Genomic DNA, 16,802 nt, shown 5'->3' with positions numbered 1-16,802 from the left:
GCTCACCGGCAGACCGCGCGCTCCCGGTACCCCATTGTCCGCCGCCCCGGAGGTTTCCGCGCGATCTTGACCGCACCGCAACCGAGAGCGATCAGACCGTGAGCGAAATGCCCGGATCCAGTACGTGCACCGTGGTTTCCGGCGCGAGATCGGCCGCGGCATCGCGATACAGATCCGGGCGATTGCGCACGGATTTGGTCATGACGCGATCGCCGAGCGGGCCACTGGTGAAGGCGTAGTGAATGGGAACCGCCAGACGCGGACGCAGTGCGCGGGTGAGATCGGCGGCCTCGGCGGCGTCCATGACGACCCGATGATTCAGCAGCGGCCGAATGCTCAGACCATTGATGGGCAGCAGCGCCAGATCGATCTCGGGGAAGCGGCGCGCGACCTCGTCGAGCTCGCGGATGCGCAGGGTGTCGGCCCCGAAATAGACGGTGTCGCCGTCGGCGCGCAGTACGAAAGTCACTTCGGGGACACCGTGTTTCGCGGGTGCGGCGGTCACCTGCACCGGGCCCAGGTGGGTGCGCTGCCAGGGTGCCAACTCGGTCATATTGGCGCACCTCGCGGCGGCTCGATAGCGGGATCAGCGGGCCTGGGAGGCAGTCCGGGCCAGTGCCTGTCGCAGTGCCGCGAAGGCGGTCGCGTTGGCGCGCTGGGTTTCCGGCAGCTGCCAGGCCATGGACATGAAGCCGTGGATGGTCCCGGCCCAGCGCCGGATTTCGGTGCGGACGCCCGCCTCGCGCAGCAGCTTCCCGTAGATCTCACCCTCATCGCGCAGTGGATCGAATTCGGCGGTGGCGATATGGGCGGGTGGGAGACCGGTGAGATCGGCGAGCATCGGATTGGCGTACGGGTCGTCGGCTGCGGTGGGGGAGTTCAGGTATTGCTCCCAGTACCAGCGCAATTGGGGTGCGGTGGTGAAGTAGCCCGCGGCATTCTCGGTATAGGAGGCGGTATCGCAAGCCGGGTCGAGCATGGGGTACATCAGCAGCTGGAACACCAGATCCGGTCCGCCGTTGTCGCGGGCCTGCAGGGCGGCGACGGTCGCGAGATTACCGCCCGCGCTGTCACCGGCGACCGCGATGCGGGCGGGATCGCCGCCGAGGGCCTCGGCATTGTCGGCGACCCATCGCAGTACGGCATAGGCGTCCGCGGCGGCGGCGGGGAAGCGGGCATCCGGCGCGCGGCGGTAGTCCACCGAAATCACCAGCGCCCCGGCCGCATTCGCCATGACGCGGCAGAACTTGTCGTGGCTGTCGAGATCGCAGAGTACGAAGCCGCCGCCGTGATAGAAGACGACCACACCGGGGACGTTCTCCGCGTCCAGCGGACGGTAGATCCGAACCGGCACCTCGGGTGCGTCGGCGGGCCCGGGTACCAGCCAATCCTCCACCGCCGCAACGGGAACGGGTTCCACGGCGGGCGGTGCGGGGCGCGCGGCCAGGAAAGCGCGCGCCTCGGCGGCATCGACCACCTCGGTGCCCAGTTCGGGGAAGGCGGCGGTCGCCGCGTCGACGAAGACTTGCCATTCGGGCGACAGTGGCATCGCGAACTCCTCAGCTGGACAACGATTTGCGAGTGGAGTGGCGCGCCGCCCGCCTCGCAGGCGCGGGCGGCGCACCGATCCGCGCGGAGCGTTCGAAGACAGCTCCGCGCGGATGGACTACATGCCGCGCGGAATGAACTTGCCCGCGGCCAGACCGCCGTCGATGGCGACCTCGGCGCCGGTGATGTATCCCGCCGCATCCGAGGCCAGGAATGCCACCAGTTCGGCGACCTCCTCGGGCAATCCGCTGCGCTCCAGCGGCAGGTTCGGGAAGCTGCCCGGACCGGTGGTCAGATAGGGCACCATCGGGGTGGCGATCGGGCCGGGATACACCGAGTTGACCCGGATCTGGGACAGACCCAGCTCCAGCGCGGCGACCTTGCTGAGCCCGCGCAGACCCCATTTGGAGGAGCCGTAGGCGGCATGGTTCATCAGACCCTCCAGCCCGGACTGCGAGGAGATATTGACGATGGAGCCGCCGCCGACGGCCTGCATGGCCGGAACCACGGCCTTGATGCCGTTGAACGCGCCGATCAGGTTCACTTTCAGAATCCGTTCCAGCTCAGCGGATTCGGTCTCCATGAGCGGCTTCATGGTGTAGATCGCGGCATTGTTGACCAGGACGTCGAGCTTGCCGAAGGTCGAGAGGGCCACCGCGACGGCGGCATCCCAGCTGTCGGTGTCCGAGACATCGTGCTTGACGAAACCCGCTGCGTCGCCGAGGGATTCGGCGAGCTCCTTACCCTCGGTCTCGAGTACGTCGGTGATGAGCACCCGCGCGCCGCGCTCGACGAACAGTCGGGCCTCGGCCGCGCCCTGGCCGCGCGCGGCGCCGGTGATCAGGGCGACTTTGCCTGTGAGATCAGCCATTTCGATTCCTTCTACTCGATCTACTTGTTGCGGAAGTGGGGAATGACGTGCTCGCCCCACTGACGGATGGTCTCCATACAGGCGTCCTGCGGCACCGTGCCCATCTGGATCAGGCACAGGATTTCGTCGGCACCGGCGTCCCGCAGTCGCTCCACATACGCGACGGCATCCTCGGCATTGCCGTAGGCGTGCTCGGTATTGAAGATGGCGGTGGATCCGGACTTCACCGGAATCTTGGCTTCATGCAGGTAGGCGACGTGTTCCTCGGCGGCCTCGCGCATCTTGGCCATTTGATCGACGCCCGGTTCGACCGCCTCGTCGGGCACCGGACCCGCACCGTAGTAGTGCTTGATCGCCTGTGCGAAGAACCGCTGCCCGCGCGCCCCGATCTGCCGGGCGCGCTCGCGATCATCGAGCACGATGGTCGGGCACAGCGCCGCGAAGTGATCATTGACCACGGTGGAGACGAAGCGTTCCCCGGTGCGCTCGGCAAGGGCGGTGTCGTAGATGCGCCGCAGTTCGGCGATCTCCTCGATACCGGCGAAGCCGAGTACCAGTGCGCCGATTCCGTAGTCGGCCGCCAGCTTCAGCGTGTCCTTCTTCGTGCACGCCATGAACAGCGGCGGATGCGGGCGCTGCACCGGCCGCGGCAGCAGATGATGCGGCTCGATATCCAAAAGCTCACCGTGATAGGAGAATTCGTTCTCCGGATGCTGCCAGGCGGCGGCGATCATCCGGAGTGATTCCTCCACCTCCTGATAGGTGCGCGCGGGATCGACACCGCACATGGAGGTCTCCACGGCGGTGGCTCCGCGCCCCGCGCCCAGGTTCACCCGTCCGCCCGACAGCACATCGAGCATGGCGGCGCGCTCGGCCGCCCGCACCGGATGGTTGAAGTTGAACGGCATACACACCACGCCGTGCCCGATGCGAATCCGCTCGGTCCGCGCCGCCACCCAGGTCAGGAAGATCTCCGGCGCGCTCATATGCGCGTACCACTTGAGCCCGTGATGCTCGACCGCCCAGACGGTGTCGAATCCGACCTGATCGGCGAGCACGGCCTGCTCGACGCTGTCGCGCAATACCTGCGCCTCATGCGCGGCGGTGGGGTCCGTCATCTGTGCTTCGAAGATCATCGAGAACTTCATCCGGGTACTCCTTGCCGCCTCGAGTCAGGCCGGTGCGGCCGCTATGCCTAACCGGAATAGTTCAGGACTCAAACCTTCAGGTCATTCGGTTGTCTCAGTGGCCGGGACCACACCGTGCCGCCCTTGCGCCCCGGTCTTAGCGTCGGTTCAAACGCTGAGGAAGGACGGTTCACCGGTGGGACAGCTGGACGGGAAGGTCGCCCTGGTTACGGGTGGTGCGCGCGGTATGGGTGCCGAGCATGTGCGCCGCTTCGTGGCCGCGGGCGCGCGGGTCGTGTTCGGTGATGTGCTCGACGACGACGGTAAGGCGCTGGCCGCCGAGATCGGCGACGCGGTCCACTACGTGCACCATGATGTCACCAGCGAAAGCGATTGGCAGGCAGCGGTTTCCGAGACGGTAACCCGTTTCGGCCGCCTCGATGTGCTGGTCAACAACGCGGGCATTCTTCGTTTCAGGAAGTTGCTCGAAATGAGTCTGGACGAGTGGAACCTGATGCAGGGCATCAATGTGACGGGCGCGTTCCTGGGTATCAAGAGCGCCGCGCCCGCCATGATCGAGACCGGCGCGGGCTCCATCGTCAACGTGTCCTCGGTAGAGGGTTTCGTCGGCGCTGCCGGACTGTCCGCCTACAGCGCGAGCAAGTTCGCGCTGCGCGGGCTCACCAAGTCGGCCGCTCGGGAGCTGGGGCATTCGGGTATCCGGGTGAACTCCATTCATCCCGGCGGTATCGCCACCCCGATGACCGCCTCCGTGGCCGGTGCCACCGGGTTGGACGGCAATAGTTTCTTCTCCGATCTGCCCATTCCGCGCTGGGGTCAGCCGGTCGAGGTGTCCGAGGTGGCACTCTTCCTGGCCTCCGATGCCTCGAGCTATTGCACCGGCGGCGAATTCGTCGTCGACGGCGGCATGCTCACCAGCTGCGGCTACTAAGGACTGATACGCAATGGAATTCGAATTCGACGTCGTCGTCGTCGGCTCCGGCGCGGCCGGTATGACCGCCGCCCTGACCGCCGCCTATCGCGGACTGTCGGTAACCCTCATCGAGAAGAGCCGGTTGTTCGGCGGCTCCACCGCGCGCTCCGGCGGCGGTGTGTGGGTGCCCAATAACCCGGTGCTGCAGGCCGCGGGTGTGCCGGACAGCCCGACCATGGCCAAGACCTACCTGAAAGCCGTTGTCGGCGAACGGGTTCCCGAGGCCAAGCAGCAGGCTTTCCTGGATCACGGCCCGGAGATGTTCTCCTACATCGGCGCTCGCTCCAAGCATTGGGAATTCGTATACGACCGTGGCTATTCCGACTACCATCCGGAGTTCCCGGGCGGTCTGGCACAGGGCCGCAGTATCGAGCCCGCCGTCATCGACGGCCGACTGCTCGGCGGTGATCTGCACAAGATCAATCAGCCGACCATGTCCGCGCCCAAGGGCATCGCCATCACGGTCAGTGACTTCCACGACCTGAATATGATCGCCCGCACCTGGACCGGCAAGAAGACCGCCATGAAGGTCGGCGCGCGCACCGCGCTGGCCCTGGCCAAGGGCGCGCTGCCGCTGAGCCTGGGCAAGGCCCTGGCCGCTCGGCTGTGGTTGTCGCTGCGCGATGCCGGGGTGCCGGTGTGGCTGAATACGCCGCTCACCGAACTGATTACGGAGAACGGTGTGGTGGTCGGCGTGCGCGCCGAACATGAGGGCCGCCCCGTGGTCATCAAGGCCAAGCGCGGCGTCGTACTCGCCGCGGGCGGCTTCGAGCACAACCTCGAGATGCGCAAGAAGTACATCTCCGGTCCGCAGTCCACCGAATGGACCGTCGGCGCGATCGAGAATGTCGGCGAGGGCATTGTCGCGGGCCAGAACATCGGCGCGGCAGTCGATCTCATGGATGACGCCTGGTGGGGTCCGTCGGTGCGCAGCCCCGAGGGCCGTCCGCCGTTCTTCTGCCTGGCCGAGCGTTCACAGCCCGGCGCCATCATGGTCAACAACAATGGTGAGCGCTTCGTCAACGAATCCGCGCCGTATGTGAATGTCGTGCACAAGATGTACGAGGACGAGGCGAACGGCACCGGCAGCATTCCGGCGCACTTCATCTTCGATCAGAACTTCCGCGACCGGTACCTGTTCCTCGGCAACTTCCCCAAACGTCCACTGCCCCAGGCGTACTTCGACAAGGGCATCATCAAGCAGGCCGACACCCTGGAAGAGTTGGCGCGCAAGCTGGATATTCCGGCGGAGAAGCTGGCCGCGACCGTGCGGCGCTTCAACGGTTTCGCCGAGGCCGGACGCGATGAGGACTTCCTGCGCGGCGACTCCGCCTACGACCGCTACTACGGCGATCCGACGGTGAAGCCCAATCCGACCCTGGCCCCGCTGACCCGAGGTCCGTTCTACGCGGTCGAGATGGTGCCGGGTGACCTGGGCACCAAGGGTGGTCTGGTCACCGATGAGCACTCGCGGGTGCTCGACGAGAACGGCTCCGTGATCGCGGGTCTGTATGCGGCGGGCAATAATTCGGCCGCCGTCATGGGTAATGACTACGCCGGCGCGGGCGCGACCATCGGCCCCGCCATGGTGTTCGGCTATATCGCCGCCAATCACATGGCCGATGCCGAGCCCGTCGAGGCGGTTCCGGCTCCCGTCAAGAAGACCGCGCGAGGTGGTGCGGCGCAGCGCAATGCGGCCTCGACCGCCGTGGCGCAGAACTAGGAGGACGAGATGGGACGGGTAAGCACCAAGAACGTCATCGTCACCGGTGGTGCGCGCGGTATGGGCGCGGCCTTCGCGCGCAAGCTGGTCGCCGAGGGCGCGACCGTGGTCATCACCGATGTGCTGACCGCCGAGGGCGCGGCTCTCGCCGCCGAACTCGGCGACTCGGCGCTGTTCCTGCCGCTGGATGTCACCGATGAATCGGCCTGGAATGATGTTGTCACACAGGCGGAATCGACGTTCGGTCCGGTCTCCGGCCTGGTCAACAACGCGGGTATCGTGCACGTCGACCCGATCGAGAAGCTGTCCGAAGCCGACTACCGCAAGGTCATCGACGTCAATCAGCTCGGCGTGTTCCTGGGTATGAAGGCCGTGATCGGCTCCATGCGCAAGGCCGGGGTCGGATCGATCGTGAATATCTCCTCGACCGGCGGCATCATCGGCTACTCGAACATCATCGGATATGTGGCCTCCAAATGGGCGGTGCGCGGTATGTCCAAGACCGCCGCACAGGAATTCGCGCCCGACAATGTGCGCGTCAATTCGGTCCACCCGGGCATTGTCGCGACCGAGATGGTCGCGACTTCCGAACGCTCGCAATCGATTGCGTCCAAGCAGCCGATCGCGCGGCCGGGCACCCCCGAGGAACTGGCCAATCTGGTCCTGTTCCTCATCTCCGACGAGTCCTCCTACAGCACCGGGTCGGAATTCATTGCCGACGGCGGCTTCACCACTCAGTAAAAGGAACAGCTATGAAGGACTTCCACGGCAAAGTCGCCGTAATCACCGGTGCCGGTGCGGGTATCGGCCGCGCACTCGCCCTGGAGCTGGCGCGGGGTGGCGCGCAGCTGGCGCTGTCGGGCCGCAATCTGGAGAGCGTCGCCGAGACCGCGGCGCTGTGTGAGAAGGCCGGCGCCAAGGCCCGCGCCTACAAGCTGGACGTGACCGATCGCGCCGCCGTCTACGCGCACGCCGATGCGGTCGTCGCCGACTTCGGCAAGGTCAATATCGTGGTCAACAATGCCGGAGTCTCGCTGACCGCCAATGTCGAAGACGTCAGCTGGGAAGACTTCGAGTGGATCTTCAATATCAACTTCTGGGGTACCGCGAACGGCACCAAGGCATTCCTGCCGCATGTCATCGCCTCCGGTGACGGGCATATCGCCAATGTGTCCTCCATGTTCGGGCTCGTGGCCTGCCCGAGTCAGAGTGGTTACAGCTCTTCGAAGTACGCCATGCACGCCTTCACCGACGCCCTGCGTCAGGAGATGATCATCGCGGGCCACAAGGTCGGCGTCTCATCCGTACACCCGGGCATGATCAAAACCGAAATCGCTTGGAAGGCAAGGGCTTCGGCCAATCGCGACCGGGACGCGCTGGCGCAGAACTTCGACGGCCTGGCCAAGACCACCCCGGAGCAGTGCGCCCAGATCATCGCCAACGGTATGAAGAAGAACAAACCACTCATCCTGATCGGCACCGACGCCAAGGCCATGAACTGGATGCGCCGTCTGCTCGGCTCGGCTTACATGAAGCCGCTGACCGCGCAGATGCGCAAGGAGATCTGAACCCGGTTCACGACCGCGATCCGCGACCGGATTCCCGACGCCTCGCACCCTCACCCGGTGCGGGGCTATCGGGTTATGGTCCGCAGCCGCCCCTTGTTCACCTTGCCGCCCGCGTTGCGGGGCAGACTCTCGGTGAACACGACTTCGCGCGGCACCTTGTAACCGGCGAGCTTCGCCTTCGACCACTCGATTATCGCGTCGGCATCCGCGTCGGCGGCGTTCTCGGGAACGATGACCGCGCGTCCGACTTCACCGAGTCGGTCATCGGGTACCCCGATAATGGCGACATCCCGAATTGCCGGGTGTTGCAGGAGAACTCGCTCGATCTCGGCGGGGTAGGCGTTGAATCCGCCGACAATGAACATGTCCTTGAGTCGGTCGGTGATGCGTAGGTAACCGTTCTCGTCCAGGGTACCGACGTCGCCGGTGTGCAGATAGCCGGCGGCGTCGATGACGGCGGCGGTGGCCTCCGGATCGTCCAGATAGCCGAGCATCACATTGGGGCCTTTGACGACGATCTCACCGGGCTCGCCCACCGGCGCATCCGAACCGTCCCGATCGACAATGCGGATTTCGGTGTCGGGCAGTGCTTTTCCGACCGTAACGGAGAGAAGTTCGGCGGGGGCATCGGGCGGGCAGACCGTGACGACGCCTATCGACTCGGTGAGACCGTAGGCCGTGAAGACGGAGGGCACACCGAGATCGGTGCGAATCCGCTCCACCAGCTCGGCGGGGATGGTCGAACCTCCGGTGCCCGCCAGCCGGAGTGAACCCAGCAGATAGTCGCTGTGATCGGCGTTCAGCAGATCGGTGAAGAGTGTTGGGGGACCGGCCAATACGGTGATCCGCTCGCTCTCGATCAGGCGAAGCGCGGCATCGGCGTCGAATCGCTCGACCGGGATCATGGTCGCGGTGCGTAGCAGGCAGGCGACGATGCCCGCTTTGTATCCGAAGGTGTGCGAGAACGGATTCACCAGCAGATACCGGTCACGCGGGCGCAGCGCCACCGCATCGGCCCAGCGCGCGAACACCGCCAAAGTCTGCTGGTGCGTGGCGAGTACGCCCTTCGGGACGCCCGTGGTGCCGGAGGTGAACAGAATGTCCGAGACGGATTCCGGATCGATCTGCGCCGCCCGTTCGGCGACCGCCTCCGGCGGCACCACCGTCTCGGGTGCGAGAAACCCTGCCCAGGAACTGATATCCCAGCGTTCGGCGGCCTCACCGCGCGAATCATCCAGCAGGATAAGGTGTTCCAGCGACGGCAGCGGATAGCCGGACTCCGCCAGCATTGCCGGATAGTCCCGGCCCAGGAACTCCTGCACCGTACAGACCGCCTTGGCCCCGCTGCGGGTGAGCACCTCGGCCGCCTCGGCCCCGCGCAGTCGCGTACTGATCGGCACCAGCGTCGCCCCCGCGCCGAGCATGCCCAGCGCCGTCACAATCCATCGAGTGCTGTTCGGCGCCCAGATCCCCACCCGATCCCCGGCCTCGATCCCCGACGCGATGGCGGCCCGAGTCACCGTACCCGCCGCATCGGCCAACTCGGCGAAGGTCAGCCGCCCCATCGGCCCGGCAATGGCGACCGCATCGGGATACCGCCGCGCACGATCGGCCACCAGGGCCGGAATTGTCGATACCGGTGCGGTCGCGGAACCGCCACCGATGGACGCCGCATGCCGCCGATCCATGCGCCCATCCTGCCGTACGACCCCGCCCTGGTTGCCCGTTTTTCGAGTGCCATCCCGCTGACCGGGCGGGCTGTGTCTAATTTGCCCTCCGCTTCGCTACGGGCGGGTCGCGGCCCCTGGAGGCTCGGTTCTTCACTCCTCCGGTCAGTCGCTCCAGAACCGAGCCGGGCCGCGACCTTGGGGTGGATGTTGCTGCCCTGTCATGTCGGGTGGAGGCCCCCGTGGTGCGGGCGTGCTTCGGTGGAGGTCCCGGTGGTGCGGGCGTGCTTCGGTGGAGGTCCCGGTGGTGCGGGCGTGCTTCGGTGGAGGTCCCGGTGGTGCGGGCGTGCTTCGGTGGAGGTCCCGGTGGTGCGGGCGTGCTTCGGTGGAGGTCCCGGTGGTGCGGGCGTGCTTCGGTGGAGGTCCCGGTGGTGCGGGCGTGCTTCGGTGGAGGTCCCGGTGGTGCGGGCGTGCTTCGGTGGAGGTCCCCGTGATCCGGGCGTGCTTCGGGTTGAGTTCTTCTGTCATCCCGGCATGGGTTCGGCCGGGATTCGCTTGCCGCGGGGTTCCGCTGATCGGGATGGCAGTTGGGGGTGAGGGGGGTCACGCGGCACGCTCGATGGCAGAGAAGGCCGCCGCGTCTGTGTGCGGCATGGGCCCGGCGGGCCGCGGTGAAGTGGCGAGCGCTGGAGTGCTGATGAATTCAGAACATCGAAGGAGTGACATGACCGCCGGAGCGGAGCTTGCGCAGCGACCCGATGTGGCGGCCGACGCCGTGACCGTCGTCGAACTCGACGGTGCGTGCGAGCTGTCGCGGCAGCGGATCGGCGGCAAGGCGTGGAGCATCAATCACATGCGGGCCCTCGGGCTGCCGGTGCCGCCCGCGTTCGTGATCACCACCGCGGGCTGGGCGGATTACACGCGGCGCGGTGCGATCGCGGCCGAGATCTGGGAGCAGGTGCGCGCCGGGGTCGCCATGATCGAGCGTGGCACCGGGCGGCGGTTCGGCTCGGCCGATAAGCCGCTGCTGGTGTCGGTGCGTTCGGGCGCGGCGATCTCCATGCCCGGCATGATGGATACCGTTCTGAATCTCGGCATGACCGACGAGGTGCAGCGGGCGCTCGCGGACGAGACCTCGAATCCGGTGTACGCCAACGACACTCGCCAGCGTTTCGTGCACCAGTACCGCGAGACCGTACTCGGCGACGCGAACGGCTCGGTGCCGGTCGATCCGTGGGATCAGCTGCGCGGCGCCATCGAAGCGGTCTTCCGCTCCTGGGATTCCGCGCGCGCCAAGACCTATCGCCGCAATCGCGGTGTTCCCGACACCCTGGGCACCGCGGTCACCGTGCAGGCCATGGTGTTCGGCAATCTCGACGAGCGCTCCGGTACCGGTGTGCTGTTCAGCCGCAACCCCAATACCGGTGACGGACCCGTCTACGGTGAATGGCTGGTCGGTGGACAGGGTGAGGATGTGGTCTCCGGCCGCCTCACCCCGCGCCCCCTCGATGAGCTCGCCGCCTCCCAGCCGCAGGTGCATGAGCGCCTGATCGCCGCCACCCAACTGCTCGAGCGCGACGGCCGTGACCTGCAGGATATCGAGTTCACGGTGGAGTCCGGGACGCTGTGGATGCTGCAGTCGCGGGCCGCCAAGCGTTCGGCGCGGGCCGCGGTGCGCACCGCCGTCGCCATGGTCGCCGAGGGGCTGATCTCCGCCGCTGAGGCGCTCGATCGCGTCACCGCCGATCAGGTGCGTGAGGTGCTGCGCCCCGCATCGGGTGAAGCCGCCGGTCACGAGCGGCTCGCCCGTGGTGAATCCGCCTGTCCCGGACTGGCTTCCGGTGTGGTCGTCACCGATCCCGATGAGGCCGAGGCCCGTTCGGAGGCGGGTGAGGATGTCATCCTGGTGCGCCCCACCACCAGTCCGGACGATCTGCACGGCATGATCGCCGCGCGCGCCATTGTCACCGAATTGGGCGGCACCACTTCGCATGCCGCGCTGGTGAGCCGGGAACTCGGCCGCCCCTGCGTGGTCGGCTGCGGCCCCGGCGTGGTGGACGCGCTGGTCGGCCGCACCGTCACCGTCGACGGCGGTGCGGGTCTGGTGCTCGCCGGTGAGATCGTCGCCAAACCGGTCGAGCGGATCATTCTCGACGATGTCGCCCAACTGGCCCAGTGGGCCGGGGTCGACGGCGCGCACCTGGCCGACCGCCTCGAAGAGCGTGCCACCACCCCGGAAAGCGCCGAGCAGGAAGTGGTTTCCGTGCACACCCCCGTCACCGAACTGGCGCTGCTGCGCCTGGTCGGCATCAAGGGCCGCGTGAACGCCGACAATCTGGCGCTCAGCCTGTTCGCCGATGCGGCCGAAATCGCCTCGCACTGTGCGGGTCTCGTGGATGCCGGACTCTGCGCCAGCACCCCCGCGGGCTTCCGCCTCACCCCGGAGGGCCGCCCCCGTCTGGAGCAGCTGCTCACCGCGGAGCGCGGCACCGTCGACGCGGCCGCGCTGACCGCCGCCTATGACGAATTCTGTGTCTACAACGCCGATCTCAAGGTGATCATCACCGATTGGCAGATGAAGGATCCGGCCACGGTCAACGACCACGCCGATGCCGATTACGACGCGGCCGTTCTCAACCGCTTGGCCGACACCCACCGCGCCCTGCGCCCCCTGGTGCGGCGACTGGGCGGCCTGGCCCCGCGCCTGACCGGCTACGCCGCCCGCCTCGACCGCGCCATCGAGCGCATCGCCGAGGGCGATCACACCTACGTGGCCCGTCCCATCATGGACAGCTACCACACCGTGTGGTTCGAACTGCACGAAGACCTGATCGGCCTGTGCGGTCTCACCCGCGCCGAAGAGGCAGCGGCCGGTCGTGCCCACTGATCCCGCGGCCGCCCTGGCCGCCGACCGCTGGATCGACTTCGCCGAGATCGACAATGTGCGCGATCTGGGCGGCTTGCCCGTAACCGGCGGTGGCACCACCCGTTTCGGCGTGGTCTTCCGCTCGAGCACCCTGCAACAGGCCACCTGCGAGGACCGCACCCGACTGCTGGAGCCTCTCGGCCTGCGCACGGTCATCGACCTGCGCCTGCCCGACGAGGTGGAGCGTGAAGGCTACGGCCTTTTCGCGGACGCGGGCGTCCACATCGCGAATCTGCCGATTCGCAAGTCTCCCCAGTCCTCGCTGGCCGCAAGGGATCTCGTTCCGGACAAGACCCGCGTGGACCTCACCGAGCTCTACGGCCTGCTACTCGCGGGCAGTGGCGACCACATAGTCGAAGCCGTCCGCCTCATCATCAACCCCGACCGCCGCTCGGTCCTATTCCACTGCGCCGCGGGCAAAGACCGCACCGGCGTCCTGGCCGCGGTCCTGCTCGACGCGGTAGGCGTCCCCGCCGACGTGATCGCCCACGACTACGTCCTGACCAACGACCGCATGCAACGAGTCCGCGACCGCCTCGACGCCCTCCCGTCCTACGCGGGCCTCCCGCAAGCGAACACCGGCATCCTGGCCATCACCGCGCAGGTCATGCTCGGCTTCCTGGAGAACCTCCACGCCGACCACGGCGGCGCGGCCGAATGGCTGCTCGCCAACGGCCTGTCGGAATCCGAACTCGAAGCGCTGCGGGAGGCCCTCGTAGCCTGACTCCTGGCGCAGACTGCTGTCAGGACGGTACCGACCATCGCATTAGTGTCGGCGTCTAACCGCGGACTTCGCCCCGGCGCATGCGTTCGATCGCCGACCCCGACGACAGTTCGTCCCGCAATTCCGGGTGCTGCCAATAGAACCGGAGGGTGTAGTAGAGCAGTCCGCCGTCGATCGGATAGACGGCGGGCTGAACGGAGATCACGTCGAGGAATGCGCGTTGGCGGTAGCGTCCGTAGCGGCCGAGTACCGCGACCTCCATTCCCTGGTCGGGACGAAGCAGCACCATGGGTACGCGTCGCCGATTACGGGCGTCGCCACTCCCGGTGGGATCGCGCAGAGTCGGTTGGACCGTAGCGACGGCGCTCCACGGCAGGTACTGATGCTGTGCGCCATTGTGCTGATGGACACCGGACGCCGTCAGTGCGAGTCCTCGTGGTGCCCGCAGCGAACTCGGCATGAGCGGTGTCTATGCGGGGGTGATGGCGACGCCGCCGGTGGTGTTCGGTAGCACCATCGGTAGGAGTTCCTCGGCGGCGGCGCGGACCGCGGCCTCGTCGGTGCTTGTCATGGGGTGCCACGGAGTGATGCGGAGGGTTTCGCCGCGCAGGTCCCAGCGGCCGTGGACGAAGCCGTCGACCAGGTACATGGGGACGCCGCCCGAGGCGATTTTGGTTATGCGGGAGCGGTCTTCGTCGGTGATGGCGCGGCGGCGGTCCTTGTGGGCCAGGAGTGCGTTGTCGAAGGCGGGGAGGAAGCGGACCGGGACCGGGAGGTTCGGGTCGGCTAGCGGGGCGTCCGGGATATCGAAGAGTTCGCGGCCGGTGTCGTCTCGCAGGACTCGGAGTTGGGGGCGTAGGCGAGCTACCACCTCCGCCAGTTTGGTTACCCCGGACCAGGATTGGATGTCCGCGACGGTGGCGGGGCCGAAGGCGGCGAGGTAGCGCAGGATCAGCTGCTCGGGGTCGGGGCGTTCGGCCAGGGGCGCGCCGATCCATTCCTCGGCGAGCGATACCGAGACCCGGCGGTTGCGCCAGGCGCCCCAGGTACCCGCCTCGGCGTGGTGTACCAGGGGGGTGATCTGGCCCAGGATCGCGGACAGGCGATCCGGGTGCGGGGTGGGGAACCGTTCGGCCAGGGTGCGGCCGATTTCGGTGCGGGTCAGGGTGCGGCCGGTGAGGAGTCGCCTTCCGGCGGTGGCGAATTCGGTGTGATCGAGGTGTTCGCAGGCTTCGCGGTAGTAGGCGAGTCGCAGGGACTGTTCGACCGTCGGGCGGACCGTCGGATACAGCCAGCGGTAGTCCTCGGCGTGCGCGAGGTGGACGGTGCGGCGAATCATGGTGCCGCGCACCACGGTCCGATCATGCAGGAGTGAATTCAGCTCCGCTGGTTCGAAATCGGTGAGGCGGGTCCACAGGCCGATGAAGGGCCAGTTGGCCTCTTGGCCCTGGACCGCGATCAGGTGGCGGATGAGGTCTGCCGCGGGCATGGATACGCGCTCGGTGAGCATTTGGCGCGCGAGCAGGGTCCGGTTCAGCTGGCGCAGGGAGAGCTCCTTCATGAACCCGGTGTCGAAGGTAACTAGGACAGGGAATGTCCTATCTCGGCGCGGGCTTTGCGGCCGCATTTCGACTGTGCATCTGCGAATTCGAATGCACTGGCGCGCAAGGGGAGTCGTAAAGAATCTGGAACCGGGGCGGTATCGGAGCTGTCATGCTGGGGCGGTGTCGACGATTGCGCTGTACTACCCCTGGATGCGTTTCCGAAGCGAGGAGTGGCTGAAGCTGGCCATGCTGACCTGGGATCAGGTGGGGCGGATTCGGCCTCGACTGACCATGGACACCGACTCCGACCTGGCCCGGCAGTTGCGCGCGGAAACGGATTTCCTCTTCGACCTGGAGCCGAGCGAGCAGGATCTCGACACCGTCGGAGAGCTGTTCGGGCAGATCGTCGAACTCGGTGGCGCGCGGCTGCGCGGCCGGTTCTCCGTGCGCGCGGCCGTCGAGGCGGCATCGCCGACTCCGGCGGCGACCGGCCTGCGCGCCAGGTATCCGGGTCTGGTGTGGGTGTACGCCGGTGGGGCCGGGCGCAAGATGACGCAATCGCTGCTGCTCGCGCTGGTCAACGCGGAGCTGGCCGTGGTCCGGGACGAGGACGGTGTCACCCATGTCGGGCTGCATCCGTTCCTCGCTCGGGTCTACATGACCGCGCTCGCGGATGCGGTGGCGGCGAACGCGCTGCTCTCCCCGGTCACCGACGACCTGGACGCGTACAGCGCGGTAGGCACCCTCGACAGGTTGTACGAACTGCTACTGGAGAAGGGCGCGGCGCGACCCGCCATCGGCGATCTCGACCATGCCTATATCCACCTCGCGGTGGAGGCCGTCGTCCGGCCCACGAATATCGCCGATGTCCCGGTGCGCAAACTGATCGACTTCCGCGAACGCTGTACCGGTGAGCTGGCGGCCTTCCGAAAACACGTCGGCTCGCTCTCGGAGGAGCTGGCCGCCCTCGCCGCCATCGAGAATCCCATTGCGGCACACGCGCATCTGCACAGCGTCTACCGCTCCACCACCCAACCGCAGCTGGACGAGCTGCGCCGCGCCATGCGCGCCTTCGGAGTCGAATCGAGCACCGGCATGCTCGGCCTGAAGGTGGATCTGGTCTCGGGCACCATAATCGGCGGTCTGGCGGCGACGGCCGGACAGCCGGTGGTGGCCGCCGCGGGGGTGACCCTTACCGTCGCCCCGTACGTGGCCGGGCGCATCAAGGCGCGGCGGCTACTGCGCGAACAATCACCGGTGGCCTACCTGCTGGCCGTGGACCAGCGCCTCGCCAGCAGATCCCTGTTCAAACGCCGCTGAATCGAGCAGGGCGCGTTGCCGAATCCCGCCGGGTGCCGCGCCGGCGCGCACACGCGGAGCATGAGTCGGCGGGTCACGGCGGGCCGGTTCCGGCGCATCTTCGAACCGGAGCGCGCTGCCGGTCGCTGGTACGTCAACGACCACACCGTGATTCGAGACGCCCGGGGCGTATGGGCACATGTTCGGAATCACCCGTCGCGAACCCGCGGACCCCTCGCGGGCCGGGTCGCGGCGCATGCGGCCGAGGTCATCCGCGATGGGAGACAGTATCGGATCTCCCGGGCGGGTTGGGGGCAGCGGGGAGTCCGGCTGGCCCCCTTGTCCTTCCCGTCCGCAGTCGATCTTCCGGATTCGGGCATGCGAGCCCCGGCGAGCTGAGATTCTGAAGGGGAGTCGAGAGTCCACCCACTGTGGGGAGGCAAGGCAATGGCCAGGATCGGCGTTATCAGCATCTCCGATGGTCGTGACCATGCGCACGGGGGAATCGTCGGATTCATTCGTACGGTGGAGGAGGCTCAGCACCTCGCCCGCGTGCACCTGTACCCCGCGATGTTCTTCGTCCCCGCCGGTGCCGCCTCCGTACATCACCTCGCCGCACCTGGGCAGCCGGCCCTGGCGCACCTGACCCGCAAGGACGGCGATAACCGAATGCAGTTGATACCGGGCGATTTCCGGCCCCGCTTCGGAGCCAACCACATTCACGCGATTCCGGGTGATCACAGCCCCGCCGTGCATGCGGCCTGTGAGCTGCTCGGCGTGACTGTGCACGAGTTCAGCAGGGCGGCCTGAT

General features: G+C 67.1%; 15 protein-coding genes. 8 read left to right on the top strand and 7 right to left on the bottom strand.

Going from position 1 to position 16,802, the window contains the following annotated elements; all coding sequences use genetic code 11:
- Positions 1-91: 91 nt before the first annotated feature.
- From OHB26_RS02550 to OHB26_RS02535, 4 genes are all read right to left on the bottom strand, one after another.
- Positions 92-553, bottom strand: coding sequence for an MBL fold metallo-hydrolase (locus OHB26_RS02550; protein ID WP_330182625.1), 462 nt, complete (start codon positions 551-553; stop codon positions 92-94).
- A gap of 33 nt (positions 554-586) precedes the next feature.
- The gene (locus OHB26_RS02545; RefSeq protein ID WP_330182624.1) at positions 587-1,549 is read right to left on the bottom strand and encodes an alpha/beta hydrolase; all 963 of its coding nucleotides are present in this window, start codon (positions 1,547-1,549) and stop codon (positions 587-589) included.
- Positions 1,550-1,666: 117 nt separating this feature from the next.
- Positions 1,667-2,419, bottom strand: coding sequence for a glucose 1-dehydrogenase (locus tag OHB26_RS02540; protein ID WP_330182623.1), 753 nt, complete (start codon positions 2,417-2,419; stop codon positions 1,667-1,669).
- Between the two features lie 20 nt (positions 2,420-2,439).
- Positions 2,440-3,567: an LLM class flavin-dependent oxidoreductase gene (locus OHB26_RS02535; RefSeq protein WP_330182622.1), complete on the bottom strand. Its 1,128-nt coding sequence runs from the start codon at positions 3,565-3,567 to the stop codon at positions 2,440-2,442.
- A gap of 175 nt (positions 3,568-3,742) precedes the next feature.
- Here OHB26_RS02535 and OHB26_RS02530 point away from each other — a divergent pair, with 175 nt between their 5' ends.
- Genes OHB26_RS02530 through OHB26_RS02515 form a run of 4 tightly spaced genes read left to right on the top strand, consistent with a single transcriptional unit; the run spans position 3,743 to position 7,831 of the window.
- Positions 3,743-4,498, top strand: a complete 756-nt coding sequence (locus tag OHB26_RS02530; protein WP_330182621.1) for a glucose 1-dehydrogenase — start codon at positions 3,743-3,745, stop codon at positions 4,496-4,498.
- Positions 4,499-4,511: 13 nt separating this feature from the next.
- A complete protein-coding gene (gene kstD, locus OHB26_RS02525) occupies positions 4,512-6,263 on the top strand; it encodes a 3-oxosteroid 1-dehydrogenase (RefSeq protein WP_330182620.1) in 1,752 nt (583 codons plus the stop codon).
- Positions 6,264-6,272: 9 nt separating this feature from the next.
- Entirely contained in the window at positions 6,273-7,004 is a 732-nt protein-coding gene (locus OHB26_RS02520; RefSeq protein WP_330182619.1) for a glucose 1-dehydrogenase, read from the top strand.
- 11 nt (positions 7,005-7,015) lie between these two features.
- Complete coding sequence (locus tag OHB26_RS02515) at positions 7,016-7,831, top strand: SDR family NAD(P)-dependent oxidoreductase (protein ID WP_330182618.1); 816 nt, start codon at positions 7,016-7,018, stop codon at positions 7,829-7,831.
- 65 nt (positions 7,832-7,896) lie between these two features.
- On the opposite strand, the gene OHB26_RS02510 is transcribed toward OHB26_RS02515, so the two are convergent.
- Positions 7,897-9,519, bottom strand: coding sequence for a FadD3 family acyl-CoA ligase (locus OHB26_RS02510; protein WP_330182617.1), 1,623 nt, complete (start codon positions 9,517-9,519; stop codon positions 7,897-7,899).
- Positions 9,520-10,222: 703 nt separating this feature from the next.
- Here OHB26_RS02510 and OHB26_RS02505 point away from each other — a divergent pair.
- Entirely contained in the window at positions 10,223-12,385 is a 2,163-nt protein-coding gene (locus OHB26_RS02505) for a pyruvate, phosphate dikinase (RefSeq protein WP_330182616.1), read from the top strand.
- Complete coding sequence (locus OHB26_RS02500) at positions 12,375-13,148, top strand: tyrosine-protein phosphatase (RefSeq protein WP_330182615.1); 774 nt, start codon at positions 12,375-12,377, stop codon at positions 13,146-13,148. Before OHB26_RS02505 ends, OHB26_RS02500 begins: the two co-directional genes overlap by 11 nt.
- 55 nt (positions 13,149-13,203) lie before the next feature.
- Here the strand turns inward: OHB26_RS02500 and OHB26_RS02495 are convergent, their stop codons facing one another.
- Together OHB26_RS02495 and OHB26_RS02490 are read right to left on the bottom strand one after the other, a co-directional pair.
- On the bottom strand, positions 13,204-13,608 hold the full coding sequence (locus OHB26_RS02495) for a hypothetical protein (protein WP_330182614.1): 405 nt from the start codon (positions 13,606-13,608) through the stop codon (positions 13,204-13,206).
- A gap of 9 nt (positions 13,609-13,617) precedes the next feature.
- On the bottom strand, positions 13,618-14,709 hold the full coding sequence (locus OHB26_RS02490) for a winged helix DNA-binding domain-containing protein (protein ID WP_330182613.1): 1,092 nt from the start codon (positions 14,707-14,709) through the stop codon (positions 13,618-13,620).
- A 163-nt stretch (positions 14,710-14,872) separates the two neighbouring features.
- Between OHB26_RS02490 and OHB26_RS02485 the strand changes: the two genes are divergently transcribed.
- Together OHB26_RS02485 and OHB26_RS02480 are read left to right on the top strand one after the other, a co-directional pair.
- Complete coding sequence (locus OHB26_RS02485) at positions 14,873-16,012, top strand: DUF6236 family protein (RefSeq protein WP_330182612.1); 1,140 nt, start codon at positions 14,873-14,875, stop codon at positions 16,010-16,012.
- A 426-nt stretch (positions 16,013-16,438) separates the two neighbouring features.
- Positions 16,439-16,801: a hypothetical protein gene (locus OHB26_RS02480; protein ID WP_330182611.1), complete on the top strand. Its 363-nt coding sequence runs from the start codon at positions 16,439-16,441 to the stop codon at positions 16,799-16,801.
- Position 16,802: the final 1 nt, after the last annotated feature.

Source organism: Nocardia sp. NBC_01503, assembly GCF_036327755.1.
Taxonomy (GTDB): Bacteria; Actinomycetota; Actinomycetes; order Mycobacteriales; family Mycobacteriaceae; genus Nocardia.
The sequence above is the reverse complement of the archived record's forward strand: the minus strand, read 5'-3'. Positions and strand labels throughout refer to the sequence as shown.

What these genes read in the sequence shown, in the direction of transcription:
- OHB26_RS02520 (WP_330182619.1), top strand. Translation starts at nt 6,273, where the DNA reads ATGGGACGGGTAAGCACCAAGAACGTCATCGTCACCGGTGGTGCGCGC.
- OHB26_RS02515 (WP_330182618.1), top strand. Translation starts at nt 7,016, where the DNA reads ATGAAGGACTTCCACGGCAAAGTCGCCGTAATCACCGGTGCCGGTGCG.
- OHB26_RS02510 (WP_330182617.1), bottom strand. Translation starts at nt 9,519, where the DNA reads ATGGATCGGCGGCATGCGGCGTCCATCGGTGGCGGTTCCGCGACCGCA.
- OHB26_RS02480 (WP_330182611.1), top strand. Translation starts at nt 16,439, where the DNA reads ATGGCCAGGATCGGCGTTATCAGCATCTCCGATGGTCGTGACCATGCG.
- OHB26_RS02505 (WP_330182616.1), top strand. Translation starts at nt 10,223, where the DNA reads ATGACCGCCGGAGCGGAGCTTGCGCAGCGACCCGATGTGGCGGCCGAC.
- OHB26_RS02545 (WP_330182624.1), bottom strand. Translation starts at nt 1,549, where the DNA reads ATGCCACTGTCGCCCGAATGGCAAGTCTTCGTCGACGCGGCGACCGCC.
- kstD (WP_330182620.1), top strand. Translation starts at nt 4,512, where the DNA reads ATGGAATTCGAATTCGACGTCGTCGTCGTCGGCTCCGGCGCGGCCGGT.
- OHB26_RS02495 (WP_330182614.1), bottom strand. Translation starts at nt 13,608, where the DNA reads ATGCCGAGTTCGCTGCGGGCACCACGAGGACTCGCACTGACGGCGTCC.
- OHB26_RS02535 (WP_330182622.1), bottom strand. Translation starts at nt 3,567, where the DNA reads ATGAAGTTCTCGATGATCTTCGAAGCACAGATGACGGACCCCACCGCC.
- OHB26_RS02490 (WP_330182613.1), bottom strand. Translation starts at nt 14,709, where the DNA reads ATGAAGGAGCTCTCCCTGCGCCAGCTGAACCGGACCCTGCTCGCGCGC.
- OHB26_RS02540 (WP_330182623.1), bottom strand. Translation starts at nt 2,419, where the DNA reads ATGGCTGATCTCACAGGCAAAGTCGCCCTGATCACCGGCGCCGCGCGC.
- OHB26_RS02550 (WP_330182625.1), bottom strand. Translation starts at nt 553, where the DNA reads ATGACCGAGTTGGCACCCTGGCAGCGCACCCACCTGGGCCCGGTGCAG.